The organism is Frigoribacterium sp. Leaf44 (assembly GCF_001421865.1).
In the GTDB taxonomy this organism is placed as follows: Bacteria; Actinomycetota; Actinomycetes; order Actinomycetales; family Microbacteriaceae; genus Frigoribacterium.
In genome coordinates this window covers 1,103,825-1,122,274 of the sequence record NZ_LMLG01000006.1, presented here as the reverse complement: position 1 = coordinate 1,122,274, position 18,450 = coordinate 1,103,825, and the positions used below count along the sequence as shown (strand labels likewise).

16 protein-coding genes are annotated in these 18,450 nt (G+C 69.6%); 6 read left to right on the top strand and 10 right to left on the bottom strand.

Going from position 1 to position 18,450, the window contains the following annotated elements:
- The first annotated feature begins 55 nt into the window (after positions 1 to 55).
- Positions 56 to 1,030, top strand: coding sequence for a 2,3,4,5-tetrahydropyridine-2,6-dicarboxylate N-succinyltransferase (gene dapD / locus ASE87_RS13755; protein ID WP_056229267.1), 975 nt, complete (start codon positions 56 to 58; stop codon positions 1,028 to 1,030).
- A gap of 113 nt (positions 1,031 to 1,143) precedes the next feature.
- On the opposite strand, the gene ASE87_RS13750 is transcribed toward dapD, so the two are convergent.
- From ASE87_RS13750 to ASE87_RS13735, 4 genes are read right to left on the bottom strand one after another with little or no spacing between them, the layout of a single operon-like run.
- Positions 1,144 to 2,439 (bottom strand): citrate synthase, encoded by a 1,296-nt coding sequence (locus ASE87_RS13750; RefSeq protein ID WP_082060022.1) that lies wholly within the window; start codon positions 2,437 to 2,439, stop codon positions 1,144 to 1,146.
- A gap of 16 nt (positions 2,440 to 2,455) precedes the next feature.
- Positions 2,456 to 3,556: a succinyldiaminopimelate transaminase gene (gene dapC, locus ASE87_RS13745; protein WP_056229260.1), complete on the bottom strand. Its 1,101-nt coding sequence runs from the start codon at positions 3,554 to 3,556 to the stop codon at positions 2,456 to 2,458.
- 10 nt (positions 3,557 to 3,566) lie between these two features.
- On the bottom strand, positions 3,567 to 3,893 hold the full coding sequence (gene fdxA, locus ASE87_RS13740; protein WP_043595461.1) for a ferredoxin: 327 nt from the start codon (positions 3,891 to 3,893) through the stop codon (positions 3,567 to 3,569).
- Positions 3,890 to 5,236, bottom strand: a complete 1,347-nt coding sequence (locus ASE87_RS13735; protein ID WP_056229257.1) for a PIG-L family deacetylase — start codon at positions 5,234 to 5,236, stop codon at positions 3,890 to 3,892. Before ASE87_RS13735 ends, fdxA begins: the two co-directional genes overlap by 4 nt.
- A gap of 183 nt (positions 5,237 to 5,419) precedes the next feature.
- Here ASE87_RS13735 and efeU point away from each other — a divergent pair, with 183 nt between their 5' ends.
- From efeU to efeB, 3 genes are read left to right on the top strand one after another with little or no spacing between them, the layout of a single operon-like run.
- Complete coding sequence (gene efeU, locus ASE87_RS13730; RefSeq protein WP_056229255.1) at positions 5,420 to 6,319, top strand: iron uptake transporter permease EfeU; 900 nt, start codon at positions 5,420 to 5,422, stop codon at positions 6,317 to 6,319.
- On the top strand, positions 6,316 to 7,512 hold the full coding sequence (gene efeO / locus ASE87_RS13725; RefSeq protein WP_056229252.1) for an iron uptake system protein EfeO: 1,197 nt from the start codon (positions 6,316 to 6,318) through the stop codon (positions 7,510 to 7,512). The genes efeU and efeO overlap by 4 nt, the downstream gene beginning before the upstream one ends.
- A complete protein-coding gene (gene efeB / locus ASE87_RS13720; RefSeq protein WP_056229250.1) occupies positions 7,509 to 8,798 on the top strand; it encodes an iron uptake transporter deferrochelatase/peroxidase subunit in 1,290 nt (429 codons plus the stop codon). The genes efeO and efeB overlap by 4 nt, the downstream gene beginning before the upstream one ends.
- Before the next feature lie 54 nt (positions 8,799 to 8,852).
- On the opposite strand, the gene ASE87_RS13715 is transcribed toward efeB, so the two are convergent.
- Together ASE87_RS13715 and typA are read right to left on the bottom strand one after the other, a co-directional pair.
- The gene (locus tag ASE87_RS13715) at positions 8,853 to 9,368 is read right to left on the bottom strand and encodes a hypothetical protein (protein ID WP_137848249.1); all 516 of its coding nucleotides are present in this window, start codon (positions 9,366 to 9,368) and stop codon (positions 8,853 to 8,855) included.
- 121 nt (positions 9,369 to 9,489) lie between these two features.
- On the bottom strand, positions 9,490 to 11,400 hold the full coding sequence (typA, locus tag ASE87_RS13710) for a translational GTPase TypA (protein WP_043595466.1): 1,911 nt from the start codon (positions 11,398 to 11,400) through the stop codon (positions 9,490 to 9,492).
- Between the two features lie 211 nt (positions 11,401 to 11,611).
- On the opposite strand from typA, the gene ASE87_RS13705 reads away from it, so the two are divergent.
- Positions 11,612 to 11,839, top strand: coding sequence for a hypothetical protein (locus ASE87_RS13705; RefSeq protein WP_056229247.1), 228 nt, complete (start codon positions 11,612 to 11,614; stop codon positions 11,837 to 11,839).
- 69 nt (positions 11,840 to 11,908) lie between these two features.
- Here the strand turns inward: ASE87_RS13705 and ASE87_RS13700 are convergent, their stop codons facing one another.
- The 4 genes from ASE87_RS13700 to ASE87_RS13685 all read right to left on the bottom strand — a co-directional run bounded on the left by ASE87_RS13700 (position 11,909) and on the right by ASE87_RS13685 (position 17,307).
- A complete protein-coding gene (locus ASE87_RS13700) occupies positions 11,909 to 13,666 on the bottom strand; it encodes an ABC transporter ATP-binding protein (RefSeq protein WP_043595469.1) in 1,758 nt (585 codons plus the stop codon).
- Positions 13,663 to 14,616, bottom strand: a complete 954-nt coding sequence (locus ASE87_RS13695; protein ID WP_043595470.1) for an ABC transporter permease — start codon at positions 14,614 to 14,616, stop codon at positions 13,663 to 13,665. The genes ASE87_RS13700 and ASE87_RS13695 overlap by 4 nt, the downstream gene beginning before the upstream one ends.
- The gene (locus tag ASE87_RS13690) at positions 14,606 to 15,535 is read right to left on the bottom strand and encodes an ABC transporter permease (RefSeq protein WP_043595472.1); all 930 of its coding nucleotides are present in this window, start codon (positions 15,533 to 15,535) and stop codon (positions 14,606 to 14,608) included. The genes ASE87_RS13695 and ASE87_RS13690 overlap by 11 nt, the downstream gene beginning before the upstream one ends.
- A 149-nt stretch (positions 15,536 to 15,684) precedes the next feature.
- Positions 15,685 to 17,307: an ABC transporter substrate-binding protein gene (locus tag ASE87_RS13685; RefSeq protein ID WP_056229244.1), complete on the bottom strand. Its 1,623-nt coding sequence runs from the start codon at positions 17,305 to 17,307 to the stop codon at positions 15,685 to 15,687.
- Between the two features lie 357 nt (positions 17,308 to 17,664).
- Between ASE87_RS13685 and ASE87_RS13680 the strand changes: the two genes are divergently transcribed.
- The gene (locus ASE87_RS13680; RefSeq protein WP_043595475.1) at positions 17,665 to 18,423 is read left to right on the top strand and encodes a CPBP family intramembrane glutamic endopeptidase; all 759 of its coding nucleotides are present in this window, start codon (positions 17,665 to 17,667) and stop codon (positions 18,421 to 18,423) included.
- The last annotated feature ends 27 nt before the right edge of the window (positions 18,424 to 18,450 follow it).

Sequence of the window (18,450 nt, the reverse complement as noted above, 5' to 3'; positions counted from 1 at the left end):
ACGGCACGGGTCGCCTCCAACCGGGTCGTCGGCGGCTGCCGATACGCTCGGGTCCATGACTTCCGACGCCACCGCCACCGCCCCGACCCGCGCCTACGGGTACGGCCTCGCGACCGTCTCGCACGACGGCACCACGCTCGACACCTGGTTCCCCTCCCCCCGGCTCGGCACCCTGCCGGCCGACCGCGACCCCGAGATCGTCCCGGGCGAGCTGGCCGACGCCGCCGGGCCCGACGAGCGCCGCGCGGTGGACCTCGTCCCGGTGACCGTCGAGATCGACCTGAGCGCGCCTCCTGCGTCCACCCCCGACGCGTACCTCCGCCTGCACCTGCTCAGCCACCTGCTGGTGAAGCCCAACACGATCAACCTCGACGGCGTGTTCGCGCACCTGCCGATCGTCACCTGGACCAACGCCGGGCCGGTCCACCCCGACGACTTCGGGCGCCTGCGTCCGACGCTGCAGCGTGCGGGCATCGTCGCGACCGGCATCGACAAGTTCCCGCGCATGCTCGACTACGTCTCACCCGACCGAGTCCGCATCGCCGACGCCTCGCGGGTGCGGCTCGGTGCGCACCTAGCCCCGGGCACCACGGTCATGCACGAGGGCTTCGTGAACTTCAACGCCGGCACCCTCGGGTCGTCCATGGTCGAGGGCCGCATCTCGCAGGGCGTCGTCGTCGGTGACGGGTCCGACATCGGTGGTGGCGCCTCGATCATGGGCACGCTGTCGGGCGGCGGCACCCAGCGGGTCACCATCGGTGCCCGTGCCCTGCTCGGCGCCAACGCCGGCATCGGCATCGCGATCGGCGACGACACCGTCGTCGAGGCCGGTCTCTACGTGACGGCGGGCACCAAGGTCGTCGTCGTGGGCGGCACCCCCACCAACGACGGCTCACCGCAGACCGTCAAGGCGGTCGAGCTCTCGGGCCAGCCCGGGCTGCTCTTCCGACGCAACTCGCTGACCGGCGCCGTCGAGGTGCTGCCCCGCAAGGGCCACGGCATCACGCTGAACTCGCAGCTGCACGCGTAGCCGGGCGGGGCAGCAGCACCACGCCCCCGCAACGCCGGAAGATGGGCACCACGCCGGGTCATCGCCTGGCATGGTGCCCATCTACCGGTGTGGCAGCCGATCGCCCCGACGGGTCAGCGCTGCGGCCAGTCGCGCTCGGTCGCGCCCAGGTACAACTGCTGGGGGCGGCCGATCTTGGTCGTCGGGTCGGTGTTCATCTCGCGCCAGTGGGCGATCCAGCCGGGCAGGCGCCCGATCGCGAAGAGCACGGTGAACATGCGCGGCGGGAACCCCATCGCCTTGTAGATGACGCCCGTGTAGAAGTCGACGTTCGGGTAGAGCTTGCGCTCGACGAAGTAGTCGTCGGCCAGGGCGATGCCCTCGAGCTCCATCGCGATGTCGAGCAGGTCGTCCTTCACGCCGAGCGACTCGAGCACCTCGGTGGCGCTCTCTTTGACCAGTTTGGCGCGCGGGTCGTAGTTCTTGTAGACGCGGTGCCCGAAGCCCATCAGCTTGACGCCGGCCTCTTTGTTCTTGACCCGCTCGACGAAGCGTTCGACGCCCTGGCCGCTGTCGCGGATCTCGGCGAGCATCTTGAGGACGGCCTCGTTGGCCCCGCCGTGCAGCGGCCCGTAGAGGGCGCTGATGCCGGCCGAGATCGACGAGAACATGTTGGCCTGCGTCGAGCCGACGAGACGCACGGTCGAGGTCGACGCGTTCTGTTCGTGGTCCTCGTGGAGGATGAGCAGGCGCTCGAGCGCCTTCGACAGGACGGGGTTCACCTCGTACGGCTCGGCCATCGTGCCGAAGTTCAGCTTGAGGAAGTTGTCGACGAAGCTGAGCGAGTTGTCAGGGTAGAGGAACGCCTGGCCGAGGCTCTTCTTGTGCGCGTAGGCCGCGATGACCGGCAGCTTGGCCAGCAGTCGCACGGTCTGCAGCTCGACCTGCTCGGGGTCGTGCACGCTCATGCTGTCTTCGTAGAACGTCGACAGGGCACCGACCGCGCTCGACAGCACCGACATGGGGTGGGCGTTGTGCGGCAGGGCGTCGAAGAAGCGACGCAGGTCTTCGTGCAGCAGCGTGTGCCGCCGGATGCGCGCGTCGAAGTCGGCGAGCTGGTCGGGGGTGGGCAGTTCGCCGTAGATCAACAGCCAGGCCGTCTCGAGGTAGGTCGAGTTCTCGGCGACTTGTTCGATCGGGTAGCCCCGGTAGCGCAGGATGCCCTGATCACCGTCGATGTAGGTGATCGTGCTTCGGGCATTGGAGGTGTTCACGAATCCCGTGTCGAGGGTCGTGTAACCGGTCTGCTTGGTGAACGTCGAGATGTCGATCGACGAGGCACCTTCGGTGCTCGCGACGATCGGGAACTCGGCTGTTCCCCCCGGGAACTGCAGCGTGGCCTTCTGGGCGTCGTTGGCAGTGTCAGTCACCCGGTCAGCCTAGCGGTCAGCTGCCGAGGCGCCCCACGGCGGCGTCGATGCGCTCGTCGGTCGTCGTGAGCGCCACGCGGACGTGACGATCGCCGGCCGGCCCGTAGAACGACCCAGGGGCGACGAGCACACCGCGCTCGGCCAGCCAGGAGACCGTGACCCAGGCGTCCTCGTCCCGCGTGGCCCAGAGGTAGAGCCCGGCCTCGCTGCGGTCGATGCGGAACCCTGCCCCTTCGAGAGCGGGAAGGAGGCGCGCCCGGCGGGCCGCGTACCGCGCCTTCTGCTCGACCACGTGGGCCTCGTCGGCCAGCGCGACCACCATGGCCTGTTGCACCGGGGCCGGCGGCATCAGGCCGGCGTGCTTGCGCACGGCGAGCAGCTGCCCGAGGACGTGGTCGCAGCCCGCGACGAAGCCCGCGCGGTACCCGGCGAGGTTGGACTGCTTGCTGAGCGAGTACACCGAGACGACGCCACGGAGGTCGTCACCCACGATGCGGGGGTCGAGGATGCAGGGCGTGGGGTGATCGGCCCATTCGCCCGTCCAGCCGAGTTCGGCGTAGCACTCGTCGCCCGCGATCACGGCCCCGAGTTCGCGCGCACGGGCGACGGCGGCGCGCAGGGCCTCGACGCCGAGGACGGCTCCGTCGGGGTTGCCCGGGCTGTTCAGCCAGACCAGCTTCGTCGAGGCGGGCCACTCGGCCGGGTCGTCGGAGGCGAGGGCCGTCGCGCCGACGAGAGCCGCACCGAGCGCGTAGGTCGGGTAGGCGTTGGTCGGGTAGACCACCGTGTCGCCCGCACCGATGCCGAGCCAGAGCGCCATGCCGGCGATGAGTTCTTTCGAGCCGATGGTCGGCAGCACGTGGGCGTCACCGAGGCCGGTCACTCCGCGGCGCCGCTCGTACCACTCGGCGATGGCCGACCGCAGGGCCGGGGTGCCGGCGACCTGCGGGTACGAGTGGGCGTCGGTCGCGATCGCGAGGGCCTCGCGGACGACGTCGGGGGTCGGGTCGACGGGCGAGCCGACGCTGAGGTCGACGATGCCACCGGGGTGACGCCGGGCGGTCGCCGCGTACGGCACCAGGGCGTCCCAGGGGAACTCGGGCAGGTCGAGCGCCACGGAAGCCGACCTAGGCGCCGGCGCCCTGAGGGGGCAGCGCCGAGATGACGGGGTGGTCCTTGGCGATGACGCCGACCTTGGCCGCGCCACCGGGCGAACCGATCTCGTCGAAGAACTCGACGTTGGCCTTGTAGTACTCGGCCCACTTGTCGGGCAGGTCGTCTTCGTAGTAGATGGCCTCGACGGGGCACACCGGCTCGCAGGCACCGCAGTCGACGCATTCGTCGGGGTGGATGTAGAGCGAGCGTTCGCCCTCGTAGATGCAGTCGACGGGGCACTCGTCGATGCAGGCACGGTCTTTGACATCGACACAGGGAAGTGCGATCACGTACGTCACGTCTGGGGGGTTCCCTTCGCGTCGGGCAGGGCGTCCAGCCTATCGTCTGCCGGCTGTGCCTCGACCGAGGAGGCGCGGGTCGAGTCGCCGGGCGACGTCGGCCCCCCGGCGACCGGGCCTCGCAACCGCGGCCACCCGAGCACCACGAGGCAGATGAGGAACACGCCGCCGAGCCAGACCAGGGCGGGCGTGTTGTCGGGCACGAGGATCGATCCGCCCGGACTCGCCTGCCACAGGACCACGAGTGCCCCGAGCAGTCCGACGGCGGCGGCGCCGGCCATGGCCCGCGAACCGAAGACCGAGCGGAGACCGGCGAGGAGCGCGAGGCTCATCAGTAGCGCGAGGACGAGCCCGGACCACACCGGCGAACCGGCGACGGTGATCGTCGACTGGTGCATCACGGTGCCGATGGTGCCAAACACGGCCCCGGCGGCGAGCGCCAGCACGAGTGCGGCGACGCGACCGCCCGTCGTCATCTGCGCCATCTCGGAGGCGCCCCGGTCGTCCGTCGGCTCGGGCACGAAGCGGAACGACTCACGGACCGTCACGGGCTCGACGGCCCCGTGGGGGAAGCGGATGCCGGCCCGGCCGCCCGGGAGGTCGACCACCTCGACCTGGCTGCGGTGGTCCCGCAGCGCCGCGAGCTTGCGGGGTGCGACGTGCCGTGCGTCCATCGTCAGCACGGTGTCGTCGGTGGCGAGGGCCTCGGCCTCGGCGCCCTCGGCCGACTCGGCGCCGGCCACGATCGCGAAGTACGGCACGCCGACGAGGCGCGCGGCGCGCACGGCGACCCGGTTGGCCCGGACGTGGTCGGGGTGGTGGTAGCCGCCGTCCTCGTCGTAGCTGATGACGGCGGTCGGGCGCACGGACTGCACGACGGCCGATAGGTCGCTGACGACCTCGCCGAACTCGGCGGCGCAGAAGGCGGCGGGGTGCAGGTCCGGCGTCGGCCCGGCCACGCCGTCGGACCGCCACACCATGCCGCTGTCGCGGTAGGCCCGTTCGGGGAGGCCGGGCGTGCGGGCTCCGGGCGAACCGAGGAACCGATGGTCGTCGACGCCGAGGTCGTGCACGGCGGCGGCGATCTCGCCCTCGCGGTGGACGGCGAGGGCGGCCTGGTCGTCTCGCAGGGCGGCGAGGTCGTCGGGGATGACCTCGCCCAGTTCACCCCGGGTGCAGGTCACCACGGTGACGGCGGCACCGGCCTCGACCAGCGCGGCGATCGTGCCACCCGTGGTGATGGTCTCGTCGTCGGGGTGGGCGTGGACGAAGAGCACGCGCTCGAGCCGCGGGTCACCGGCGGTCGAGGGCGACGCGGGCGTCGGCGAGGCGGAGGAGTTCATCACTGGACAGGATATGCCGCGCCGCACTACTGTCGGTCTGGCTCAGGGTGCCCTTAGTGAGGTTAGCCTAACCATACCGGCCCGTTCGGTCCCGTCTCGGCACCGTTCGGCGCAGTGCACCGTGAGCCCACTCCCGCCCCTGCTCGACGACGAGCTCCACTCCCCTCCGAGAAAGCCGTCCCCGTGCTCGCCAACTACCTCATCGGACTCCGGGAGGGCCTCGAGGCCGCTCTCGTGGTCGGCATCCTCATCGCCTACGTGGTCAAGGTCGGCCGACGTGACGTCCTCCCCCGCCTCTGGCTGGGCGTCGGCGCCGCGGTCGCCCTCTCCCTCGGACTCGGCGCCGTGCTGACCTTCGGCACCTACGGGCTCACCTTCCAGGCCCAGGAGATCATCGGCGGCGGACTCTCGATCGTGGCCGTGGGCTTCGTCACCTGGATGGTCTTCTGGATGGCCCGGACCGCGCGGGGCCTGCGCGGCGAGCTCGAATCCGGCCTCGACCGGGCGCTCGTCGGCGGTGCCGGGGCGATCGTCGCCCTGGCCTTCCTCTCGGTCGGGCGCGAGGGCATCGAGACCGCACTCTTCGTCTGGGCCACCGTGCAGTCGACCGGCGGCGGCGCGACACCCCTCGTGGGCGCCCTGCTCGGCATCCTCACGGCGGTCGCGATCCAGGTGGCGATCTACCGCGGCGTGGTCCGCCTCGACGTCGCCCGGTTCTTCCGGGTGACCGGCTACTTCCTCGTCGTCGTCGCGGCGGGCGTCCTCGCCTACGGGGTGGGCGACCTGCAGGAGGCGTCCGTGCTGCCGGGCCGCGCCTCCCTGGCCTTCGACGTGAGCGCGGCCGTGCCGCCGACCAGCTGGTACGGCACCCTGCTCCAAGGGCTCGTCAACTTCACGCCGACACCCAGCTGGCTGCAGGTGATCGTCTGGCTCGCCTACCTGGCCGTCGTCGTCCCCTTCTTCGTGCGTGCGACCCGCCGCCGACGCCCCGGCGCCCCGAGCACGTCCGACCCGTCCACGACCCGCGGCACCTCCGCCGCCCCGACCACCCCGTCCCCCCGCACCGCAGGAGCATCCCGATGATCGCCAGCCCCCTCCGCCCCCTCGCCGTCGCCTCGGGCGTCGCCGCGCTCGCACTGGCCCTGACCGGGTGCGTCGCGAACTCCCCCGCCGGCTCCTCGTCGGCCACCGCGGTGACCGTCGACGGCTCCGACGACTCCTGCTCGTTGTCGACGACCTCGGTGCCGAGCGGCCCCGTGACGTTCACCATGACGAACTCCGGCAGCGACAACAGCGAGTTCGAACTACTCGCCGAGGACGGTCTCCGCATCATCAGCGAGAAGGAGAACATCGGCCCCGGCACGTCGGGCTCGATGACCGTCTCGGTGCCGGCCGGCGAGTACTACACCGCCTGCGTCCCGGGGCTCGTCGGAGAAGGCGTGCGCGCCTCCTTCACGGTGACCGACTCGGGCACGGCCGTCGAGGCCACGGGCAGCGAGAAGCAGCAGATCGACGCCGCGGCGACGGCCTACGTCGGCTACGTCAAGGACCAGACCGGGCAGCTCGTCACGGCCACCGACGAGTTCCTCGCCGCCTACACCGTCGGCGACGACGAGAAGGCACGGTCGCTCTACCCCTCCGCACGGGCACACTACGAGCGCATCGAGCCCGTGGCCGAGTCCTTCGGCGACCTCGACCCGAAGATCGACTTCCGCGAGGCCGACGTCGAACCCGGCACCGAGTGGACCGGCTGGCACCGCATCGAGAAGGACCTCTGGCAGCCCGCGGCGCCAGAGAACGGAGGGGCGGCGTACGTCCCCCTGACGGCCGACGAACGCACGCACTACGCCGACCTGCTGACGAGCGACACGAAGGACCTCTACGACGAGGTCACGGCGAGCGACTTCACGGTCGGCATCGACACGATCGCCAACGGTGCGGTCGGCCTGATGGATGAGGTGGCCACCGGCAAGATCACCGGCGAGGAAGAGATCTGGTCGCACACCGACCTCTACGACTTCCAGGGCAACCTCGAGGGTGCCCGGGTGGCGTTCGACGGCGTGCGCGACGTCGTCGACCAGAAGGACCCCGAGCTGGCGACCTCCATCGACGCGCAGCTGACGAAGGTCGAGACGCTGCTCGCCGGTCACGGCAGCCTCGACGCGGGCTACCCGTCGTACACCGACCTGACCGACGCCGACAAGAAGAAGCTGTCGGACGCCGTCAACGCCCTCAGCGAGCCGCTCAGCAAGCTGACCTCGGCACTGGTCGCCTGACGGTGACGGACGGAGGCGGCCTCTCGCGCCGCGGTCTTCTGGGGCTCGTCGGCACGGGCGTCGGGGCCGGCGTCCTGGGCCTCGGGGTCGGGATCGGCACCGACCGCGCCGTGCAGGCGCACGCCGGCGGGTCGTCCGGGGCCTCGGCGTCGTACCCGTTCTTCGGTGACCACCAGTCGGGCATCGTGACGGCTGCCCAGGACCGCCTGCACTTCGCGTCGTTCGACGTCGCGGACGGCGTCACGCGCACCGAGCTCGTCGAACTGTTGAAGGACTGGAGCTACGCGGCCTCGCGCCTGACCGCCGGACTCGACGTGAGCCCCACCGGTGCCACGGGCGGCAGCCTCCTGGCTCCGCCGGACGACACGGGCGAGGCCACGGGCTTGCCCGCCGCCGGACTCACGGTCACGATCGGCTTCGGGCCGACCCTGTTCACCACCGCCGACGGCACCGACCGCTTCGGGCTCGCCTCGAAGCGGCCTCCGGCCCTCGTCGACCTGCCGCACTTCTCGGGCGACCAGCTCGTCGCGGCCGCGAGCGGCGGCGACCTCTGCGTCCAGGCCTGCAGCGACGACCCGCAGGTCGCGGTGCACGCCATCCGCAACCTCTCGCGGATCGCCTTCGGCCGCGCCTCCTTGCGGTGGTCCCAGCTGGGCTTCGGTCGCACCTCGTCGACGACCCGGGGCCAGATGACGCCCCGCAACCTCTTCGGCTTCAAGGACGGGACGGCCAACGTCAAGGCCGAGGACGTCGCCGCGGTGGACGACGGCGTCTGGGCGACCGCGTCCGACGGTGCGGCGTGGATGGACGGCGGGTCGTACCTGGTCGCGCGCAAGATCCGCATGACGATCGAGACCTGGGACCACGCCTCCCTGTCCGAGCAGCAGACGGTCGTCGGCCGCGACAAGGGCGAAGGGGCCCCGCTCTCGGGCGGGACCGAGTTCACCGCCCCCGACTTCGCCGTCGCCGCCTCGACCGGTGGCGGGCCGGCCATCGCACCCGACTCGCACGTCGCGTTGGCACACCCCCGGAACAACGACGGGGCCACGCTGCTGCGCCGCGGGTACAACTTCGTCGACGGCAACGACGAACTCGGCCGCCTGAACGCCGGGCTGTTCTTCATCGCCTTTAACCGCGACCCGCGGCGGCAGTACGTGCCGATCCAACAGGCGCTGTCCGGGAACGACCGGATGAACGAGTACGTCAAGCACGTCGGGTCGGCGATCTACGCCGTGCCGCCCGGGGCGTCACGCGACGGCTGGGTCGGCGAGACGCTCTTCGGCTGACGCGACTCCCGACGGATCGGGACCCGCCGGGACCGAGGCGCTCACCGCGGGTGGTCAGACGGACGTGACGACGTACGTGGCGATCGCCTGACCCTCGCTGTCGGTCGAGACGGTGAGCACGACGCGGTACGCGGAGCCGGTGAAGGTGCCGAAGCCGCTCTCGGCGTCGGTGTCGACCCCCGAGGCCGTGTAGCCGGCGGCCTCGAGCTGCTGCTGGGCGACGGCGAACTGGTCGGCCCCCGAGACGGTGATCTGGGCGACCCATCCGGTGCCGTCGGGACCTGCTCCCCCACCACGGGTCGTCCCCGGGACGAGCGGCACCTCGGCCGGGAAGCTCGCGGGCAGGGTGCCGTCGGTCGTGATGCCTGCACCGTTCAGCGCCTCGCCTGCCGCGTCCTCGACGGCCTTCTGCGCGGTGCCCTTGAGGTCTTCGATGCCGCTGTCGACCGCGCCGCCCACGATGTTGTCGACGGGCGAGCCCTCACCGCAGGCGGTGAGGCCGGCCACGAGGCCGGCCGCCAGCGCGAGCGTGGCGGCAGAGCGGGCGAGGGTCGTCTTCTGGATCAGCACTCCGCGAGGTTAACGGTGGCCGCTGGGGACCGGCGCAGAACGTGCCGACCATGCACGAAGGAGGCGGCCCGCGGTGGTGCGGACCGCCTCCTCGGCGGATGGTGCTGTGGAGCGGTGCCGCTTACGCGTTCTGCTTCTTCAGGCGAGCGGTGCTGCGCTGGCGAGCCGACGCGTCGAGCTCGACCTTGCGGATGCGGATGGCGTCGGGGGTGACCTCGACGCACTCGTCGTCACCGGCGAACTCGAGGGCTTCTTCGAGGGACAGCACCTTGGAGGGCGTCATCGACTCGAAGTTGTCGGCCGTCGACTGACGCATGTTGGTCAGCTTCTTCTCTTTGGTGATGTTGACGTCCATGTCGTCGGCGCGCGAGTTCTCGCCCACCACCATGCCCTCGTAGACCTCTTCGGTCGGCTGCACGAAGAACGACATGCGCTCTTGCAGGTTGATGATCGCGAAGGGCGTGACGACGCCCGAGCGGTCGGCGATGATCGAGCCGTTGGTGCGGGTCGAGATCTCGCCGGCCCAGGGGCCGTAGCCGTGGCTGATGCCGTTGGCGATGCCGGTGCCGCGCGTGTCGGTGAGGAACTGCGTGCGGAAGCCGATCAGGCCGCGCGAGGGGACGATGAACTCCATGCGCACCCAGCCCGAGCCGTGGTTCGCCATGTTCTCCATGCGGCCCTTGCGGGCGGCCATGAGCTGCGTGACGGCACCGAGGTACTCGTCGGGCACGTCGATGGTCATGTGCTCGAACGGCTCTTGCAGCTTGCCGTTCTCGTCACGACGCGTGACGACCTGGGGCTTGCCGACGGTGAGCTCGAAGCCCTCGCGACGCATCTGCTCGACGAGGATGGCCAGCGCGAGCTCGCCGCGGCCCTGGACCTCCCACGCGTCGGGGCGTCCGACGTCGAGGACCTTGAGCGAGACGTTTCCGACCAGTTCGCGGTCGAGGCGGTCCTTCACCATGCGGGCGGTCAGCTTGTGGCCCTTGACCTTGCCGATGATGGGCGAGGTGTTCGTGCCGATGGTCATCGAGATGGCCGGGTCGTCGACCGTGATGGTCGGCAGCGGGCGGACGTCGTCCGGGTCGGACAGCGTCTCGCCGATGGTGATGGTGTCGAAGCCGGCGACGGCGACGATGTCACCGGGGCCTGCGCTCTCGGCGGGATAGCGGCTGAGGGCCTTCGTGATCAACAGCTCGGTGATGCGTGCGTTCTGGACCGAGCCGTCGGACTTGACCCAGGCGACCGTCTGGCCCTTCTGCAGGGTGCCGTGGAAGACGCGGAGGAGCGCGAGACGACCGAGGAACGGCGAGGCGTCCAGGTTCGTGACGTGCGCCTGCAGGGGGTGCTCGTCGTCGTAGCGCGGCGCCGGCACGTGGGTGAGGATCGCCTCGAAGAGGGGCTCGAGGTCGGGGTTGTCGGGCAGCGAGCCGTCGTCGGGCTTGTTCGTCGACGCGGCGCCGTTGCGACCCGAGGCGTAGACGACGGGCACGTTGAGGATGGCGTCGAGGTCGAGGTCGTCGACCTCTTCGCTCAGGTCGCTGGCGAGGCCGAGCAGGAGGTCCTGGCTCTCGGCGACGACCTCGTCGATGCGCGCGTCGGGACGGTCGGTCTTGTTGACCAGCAGGATGACGGGCAGCTTGGCCGCGAGGGCCTTGCGGAGCACGAAGCGCGTCTGGGGCAGCGGGCCCTCGGACGCGTCGACGAGCAGCACGACGCCGTCGACCATCGACAGGCCGCGCTCGACCTCACCGCCGAAGTCGGCGTGGCCGGGGGTGTCGATCACGTTGATGGTGATCGGGCCGTCGGTCGCGTGGGCACCGTTGTAGAGCACCGAGGTGTTCTTCGCGAGGATCGTGATGCCCTTCTCACGCTCGAGCTCGTTGCCGTCCATCATGCGGTCTTCGGTGTCGAAGTGCGCGTCGAACGAGTTGGTCTGCTTGAGCATGGCGTCGACGAGGGTCGTCTTGCCGTGGTCGACGTGGGCCACGATCGCCACGTTGCGCAGGTCGCTGCGGATGGCAGTCGCCATGGATGTATTCCTTACGAGAAGAGAGAGGGGGAAGTGGTCGGGTCAGAGCCCGGCGAAGACAGTCTACGGCACGTGGTAAAGGGACCCCTCCGCCGAGGGTTTCCCGAGGGCGAGGGGGACGCTTCCGGTCCTCCACATGACCTCTTGTCACCTTTTGGTGCCGGTGGGAGCGTGGAGTCCTGGGCCACTCGCCCACCGAACGGAGGACACCATGAACAAGCGCATCGCATCCGTGTTGTTGGGTCTCGGCCTCGTCGCCGGCGCCGTCGCCGCCCCTGCTGCCGCACAAGCGGCGGTCGCCAGCACCTCACCCGGTTACTCGTCCCTGAACGCCTGCAACGCCGGGGCCAAGACGTACCGCCAGACCGGACTCACGATCACGTCGGCCTGCACGTACTACTCGGGGTCCAAGACCTGGAACTTCACCTACAGCGCCTGACGCCGACCGACGTCCGCGACCACGAAGGGCCCCGCCGTCCGGCGGGGCCCTTCGTGGTCGCGGAACGACTCAGCGGCCGAACTCGAAGTTCGCGCCGGGGATCGCTTCGAGCAGTTCGCGCGTGTACTGCTGGGCCGGGTTCGCGAAGATGTCGTCGGTCGTGCCCGCCTCGACGACGCGACCCTTCTGCATGACGCTGACGTTGTCCGCGATGAGGCGGACGACGGCGAGGTCGTGCGTGATGAAGAGGTAGGTCAGCCCGAGTTCGGTCTGCAGGTCGGTGAGCAGGTCGAGGATCTGCCCCTGGACGAGGACGTCCAGGGCCGAGACCGCCTCGTCGAGGACGATGACGTCGGGCTTGAGCGCGAGCGCCCGAGCGACGGCGATGCGCTGGCGCTGACCACCGGAGAGCTCGTTCGGGTACCGGTTGACCGTCGACGCGGGCAGGGACACCTGATCGAGCAACTCGCGGACGCGGGCCTGACGACTGGACCGGTCGCCGATGCCGTGCGTGACGAGCGGTTCGGCGATCGTGTTGCCCACGCTGTACATGGGGTCGAGCGAACCGTAGGGGTCCTGGAAGACCGGCTGGACCCGACGACGGAAGTCGAAGAGGTCTCGGCCCTTCAGGGCTCCGACGCTCTGCCCGTCGACCGACACGGTGCCCGACGTGATCGACTCGAGCTGGAGGACGAGCTTGGCCACGGTCGACTTGCCCGAGCCGGACTCGCCCACGAGCGCCATGGTCGTGCCCCGCGGGATCGAGAACGACACGTCGTCGACGGCCCGCAGATCGGTGGTCTTGAACCCGCCCTGACGGATCTTGTAGACCTTGGACAGGTTCGTCACCGAGATGTACTCGGAGTCCTTCTTGCCGGCCTCCTCGCGCTGACGGGCGCGAGCGATGAGCTCGGCGTCGTCGGCGCCTTCGTCGGAGATCGCGAGCCCGTGGGAGTGCGTGGGCGCGATGCTCGACTGGATGCGCTGGCTGGCCAGCGAAGGAGCGGCGGCGACGAGTCGCTGCGTGTAGGGGTGCTGAGGGTTGGCGAGGATCTCCTGGGAAGGCCCCGACTCGACGACGCGACCCTTGTACATGACGACGAGCTTCTCGGCCCGTTCGGCGGCGAGGCCGAGGTCGTGCGTGATGAAGAGCACCGAGGTGCCGTAGTCGCGGGTCAGGGTCTCGAGGTGGTCGAGGATGCGTCGCTGGACGGTCACGTCGAGGGCCGAGGTGGGCTCGTCCGCGATCAGGAGCTTGGGCCGCGACGACAGGCCGATCCCGATGAGCACACGCTGGCGCATGCCGCCCGAGAACTGGTGCGGGAACTGCTTGAGGCGGTCGCCCGCGTCGTTGAGTCCGGCCTCTTTCAGGACGTCGACGGCTCGCTGGCGCACGGCCTGCTTGCCCGTCGCGACGCCGTTCGCCCGGATGGCCTCCTCGACCTGGAAGCCGATGCTCCACACGGGGTTGAGGTTCGACATGGGGTCCTGCGGCACGTAGCCGATGTCGCGACCGCGGATGGCCTGCATCTCGGACGCGCTGACCTTCGTGAGGTCCTTGCCCTCGAAGAGGATCTGGCCACCCGTGACTTCACCCGTGCCGGGCAGCAGGTCGATGATCGACGTGGCGGTCGTCGACTTGCCCGAGCCGGACTCGCCCACGATCGCGAGGCTCTCGCCCTGGCGGATCGTCAGGTCGACCCCGCGCACGGCGTCGACGTACCCGGCCTGCGTCTTGAAGCCGATCTTCAGGCCCTTGATCTCGAGCAGGGGCGTCGACGACGACGCGGTGCCGGCCGTCTCGGGTCGGGTTGAGGTGTCGGTCATCGACGTGCCCTCGCCTTCGGGTCGAGGGCGTCGCGCACGACGTCGCCCATGAGGAGGAACGACAGCACCGTCACGGACAGCGCCGCCGCGGGCCAGAACAGGGGCATCGGCGCGACACGGAGCGAGTTGCGGGCCGCGTTGATGTCGTTGCCCCAGGACATGGTGCTCGGCGGCAGCCCGATGCCGAGGAACGACAGCGTCGCCTCGGCCACGATGAACGTTCCGAGCGAGACGGTCGCCACGACGATGACCGGGGTGATGGCGTTCGGCACGACGTGCCGGACCAGGATGCGGAAGCGGGACACCCCGAGCGCGGCCGAGGCCGTCACGTAGTCGGCGGCCCGGGCGCTGAGGACCGAACCGCGCATGACACGCGCGATCTGGGGCCAGGCGAACACCGACAGCACGAGAGCAACGGTGAGCGGCGTCCGAGTCGGCAGGATCGACATCAGCACGATGGCACCGAGGACGGTGGGGATCGCGAAGAAGATGTCGCCGATGCGCGAGACGACCGCGTCGAGCCATCCGCCGTAGAAGCCGGCCAGCGAGCCGATCACGATGCCGACGACGGTGACGATGATCGTCGCGATCAGACCGACGGTCAGCGAGGCACGGGTGCCCCAGACGATGCGGGCGAACACGTCGGTGCCCTGGAACGTGAAACCGAGCAGATGGCCGGCCGACGGACCCTCGTTGCTCCGGGGCAGGTCGGCGGCGGTCGGCGAGACGCTGGTGAACAGCCCGGGGAAGAGCGCCACCACGATGACGACGACGATGAGGAACGCCGCGATCCAGAACGTCGGGCGACGCTTCATGGCGTCCCACGCGTCGTTCCAGCTGCTGCGGGGTTTCTCGGACTCGTCGATCGCGTCGACGGCCTTGACGGGCGTCTCGTCGAGATCGGCGACGAAGTGGTCGGCGGACAACGCCGACGAGTCGTTACTTGGCATAGCGGATCCTCGGGTCGAGAAGGGCGTACAGCAGGTCGACGAGGAGGTTGGCGATCATGAAGATGATCACCATCACGGCGACGAACGAGACGACGGTGGGGCCCTCGCCGAGCGTGATCGCTCGGTAGACGGTGCCGCCGACGCCCTGGATGTTGAAGATTCCCTCGGTGACGATGGCACCGACCATCAGCGAACCGATGTCGACACCGAGATAGGTGACGACGGGGACGAGCGAGTTGCGCAGGATGTGCACGGTGACGACGCGGCCACGGGTGAGCCCCTTGGCCGAGGCGGTGCGCACGAAGTCGGCGCTCGAGTTCTCGGACACGGAGGCGCGGGTCAGCCGCACGATGTACGCGAACGACACCGAGGCGAGCACGATGGCCGGCAGGACCAGTTCGTCCCACGGCGCCTGAGAGCTGACCGTCGTGCGGAACAGGCCGAGCTGGATGCCGAAGACGTACTGCAGCAGGAAGCCGATGACGAACGTCGGCACCGAGATCAGCAACAGGCTGACGACGAGGGCGCTCGTGTCGAAGAGCTTGCCCTTGCGGAGGCCCGCGATCAGACCGACGACGATGCCGGCGACGGCCTCGAAGAGCAGGGCGAGCATCGCGAGTCGGAACGTGATGGGGAACGCCCGGATCAGCTCGTCGACCACGGGACGACCGGAGAAGGTCGTGCCGAGGTCGCCGGTGAAGAGGCCGCCGATGTACAGCAGGTACTGCACGATGAACGGCTGGTCGAGGTTGTACTCGGCGCGGATGGCCTCGATGACGGCCGGCGACGGGGTCTTGTCACCGAACAGCGCCGCCACGGGGTCACCGGGCAGCGCGAAGACCATGAAGTAGATGAGGAACGTCGCCCCGAAGAAGACGGGGATCAGTTGGAGGAGCCGGCGTCCGGTGTACCAGAGCATCAGGCTTCCTCGGACGTCTGCGCGTGCATCGTTATCGCAATCGTGTGGAGGGAGGGGTGGGTGGGCCCGCCGAAGGGGCCCGGACAGTGCGAACACTGCCCGGACCCCCTCGAGCGTCGGTCGAGCGCGTGAGCGACGACCTTACTTGGTTACTTGGTGATGTTCTCGTAGATCGGCACGGAGTCCCAGCCGTACTCGACGTTGCTCACCGTGTCGGCCCAGACGCCGTTGACGTTCGCATACCACAGCGGGATGATCGGCAGGTCCTTGAGCAGGACCTCCTGAGCCTTCTGGTACGAGGCGTTCGCGTCGTCGACGTCGCTCGCCGCGCTGCCCTCGGCGAGCAGGTCGTCGAACTCGGGGTTCGAGTACTTGCCGTCGTTCGAGCTGCCGCTCGTGGCCATCGTCGGGTACAGGAAGTTGTACAGCGACGGGTAGTCGGCCTGCCAGCCCGAACGGAAGGCGCCGGTCATGGCACCACCCGAGGCGTCGGTGCGGAACTCGGCGAAGGTCGGGTAGGGCTTGCCCTCGGCCTTGATGCCCAGCGTTTTCGAGATGTTCGCGGTGACCGCGTCCACCCACTCCTGGTGTCCACCGTCGGAGTTGTAGCCGATGGTGAACGTGGTGTCGCCGTAGGGCGAGATCGCGTCGGCCTGGTCCCAGAGGTCCTTGGCCTTGTCGGCGTCGAACGAGAGGACGCTCTCGCCCTCGAGCTTGTCGGTGTAACCGGGGATGACGGGCGAGGTGAAGTCCTTGGCCGGCGTCCGCGTGCCCTGGAAGATGACCTTCGTGACGTCGTCGCGGTTGATGGACATCGAGATGGCCTGACGACGCAGGTTGCCCTCTTCGTCGTCGCCGAAGTGCGCGAGGTACTGCGGGATCGTCATGCCCTGGAAGACCGCGGCGGGCTGGTTGACGTTCGTGTCGGGGAAGTCGCTCTGGTACGTCTGGAACGCCGCCGGGCCGATCTGGTCGAGCACGTCGAGGTTGCCACCCTGCACGTCGGCGTAGGCCGAGTCGAGCGAGGTGTAGAAGTTGATGTCGAGCCCGCCGTTCTTCGGCTTGCGGTTGCCGTCGTAGTCGGGGTTCGTCTTGAGCTTGATGCCCTGGTTGTGCGTCCAGGCGCCTTCACCGTCGAGCATGTACGGACCGTTGCCGACCGGGTTCTCACCGAACGCGGCGGGGTCGGCGTAGAACGATTCCGGCAGCGGCGAGTAGGCCGAGTAGCCGAGGCGCAGGGGGAAGTCGGCCTCGGGGGTGTTGAGCGTGACCGTGAACTCGGTCGGGCTCTCGACGGTGAGGTCGAGGTCGCTCTGCGCGGTGTCGCTGTAGCCCTTGAAGTTCTCGAAGAACGAGCTGCCGGACGAGTTCGCGACGTTGTCGAAGCTGGCGGCCCAGTTCCAGGCCTTCGTGAACGACTCGCTCGTGACGTCGGTGCCGTCGGTGAACTTCCAGCCGTCCTTGAGGGTGACGGTCCACACGGTGGCGTCGTCGCTCTCGATGCTCTCGGCGACCTCGTTCTTGGTGGTGCCGTCGGCGTTGTAGCTGACCAGACCGGCGAAGATCGAGGTGACGATGCGGCCACCGCCGGTCTCGGTGGTGTTCGACGGGACGAGCGGGTTTTCGGGCTCGGTGCCGTTCGTCTTGATGATCGCGGAAGCGTCACCGGACGACGAGTTGTCGTCCCCGCTGCCGCTGGCGCAACCGGTGAGGACGAGTGCTGCCGTCCCCACGACGGCGACGGCCGACAGGCCCATGCGCGTCTTCTTCAATGTTCCTCCTGATGCGGGAAAGGACGCAGCACTGTGCCCAGGGGCCGTGCCGCGTTGGATGGTGTGAGCCTAGGCATCCCGTTCGGGCATCACCAAACCCCGACGACAACGGTTACACGACGGAAACCAACTCGCCGGATCGTTGCGTCGGCATGCAGTTCGTTGCGCGTGAGGCCTGAAGTTCGCATGAATCGGCTGCGAGAAATCCGCCACCTGGCAGGTATTGTTCTCCGCCACGGCAGGAGGCGCGGGTCGGCCCACCCACGCCGGTCCCGTACGATCGCCCCCGTGAGCCGCCCCCACGACCCCACCCCCGCCGCGACACCACCCGATGACCTCGCACCGCGCCCGGCACGGATGACCCGAGCGCGCCTCCGGGTCGAGATCGCGATCGTCCTCGGTCTCTCGCTCGGCGCGTCGGCCGTGTACTCGGTGCTCTCGATCGTGAACCGGCTCACCCAGCAGACCGCGCTGTCGCAGCAGACCGCCACGCTGAACTCGCCGCTCAGCAGTCGCGAGTTCTTCGACCTCGCCTACCAGGTGCTCGGCGTGGCGGTCGACCTCGTGCCGGTGCTGCTCGTGGCCTTCCTGCTGTGGCGCGAGGAGCGGCCACACCTGGGTCGGCTCGGCGTCGACTTCTCGCGCGCCGGCCGGGACACCCTCGGTGGCGTTGGCCTGGCCCTCGCGATCGGCATCCCGGGCATCGGCCTCTACCTCGCGGGCAAAGCCCTCGACCTCACCGTCACGGTGGTGCCGACGAACCTCGGCGAGCACTGGTGGACCGTCCCCGTGCTGCTGCTCTCGGCCCTGCGGGCCGGCGTGACGGAAGAGGTGATCGTCGTCGCGTACCTGTTCGCGCGCCTCCGCGACCTCGGCTGGCGGACCTGGTCGATCATCGTGACGGCGGCCCTGCTGCGGGGCAGCTACCACCTCTACCAGGGGTTCGGCGCGTTCGTGGGCAACGTCGTCATGGGCGTCGCGTTCGGCTGGCTCTACGTGCGCTTCGGCCGGGTGCTGCCGCTCGTCGTCGCGCACGTCCTGATGGACGCGGCCGTCTTCGTGGGCTACCCGTGGGCCGCCACGACCTTCCCGGCGCTCTTCGGCCTCCCGTCCTGACACCCCGGGTGGGCCGAACCGGACCGC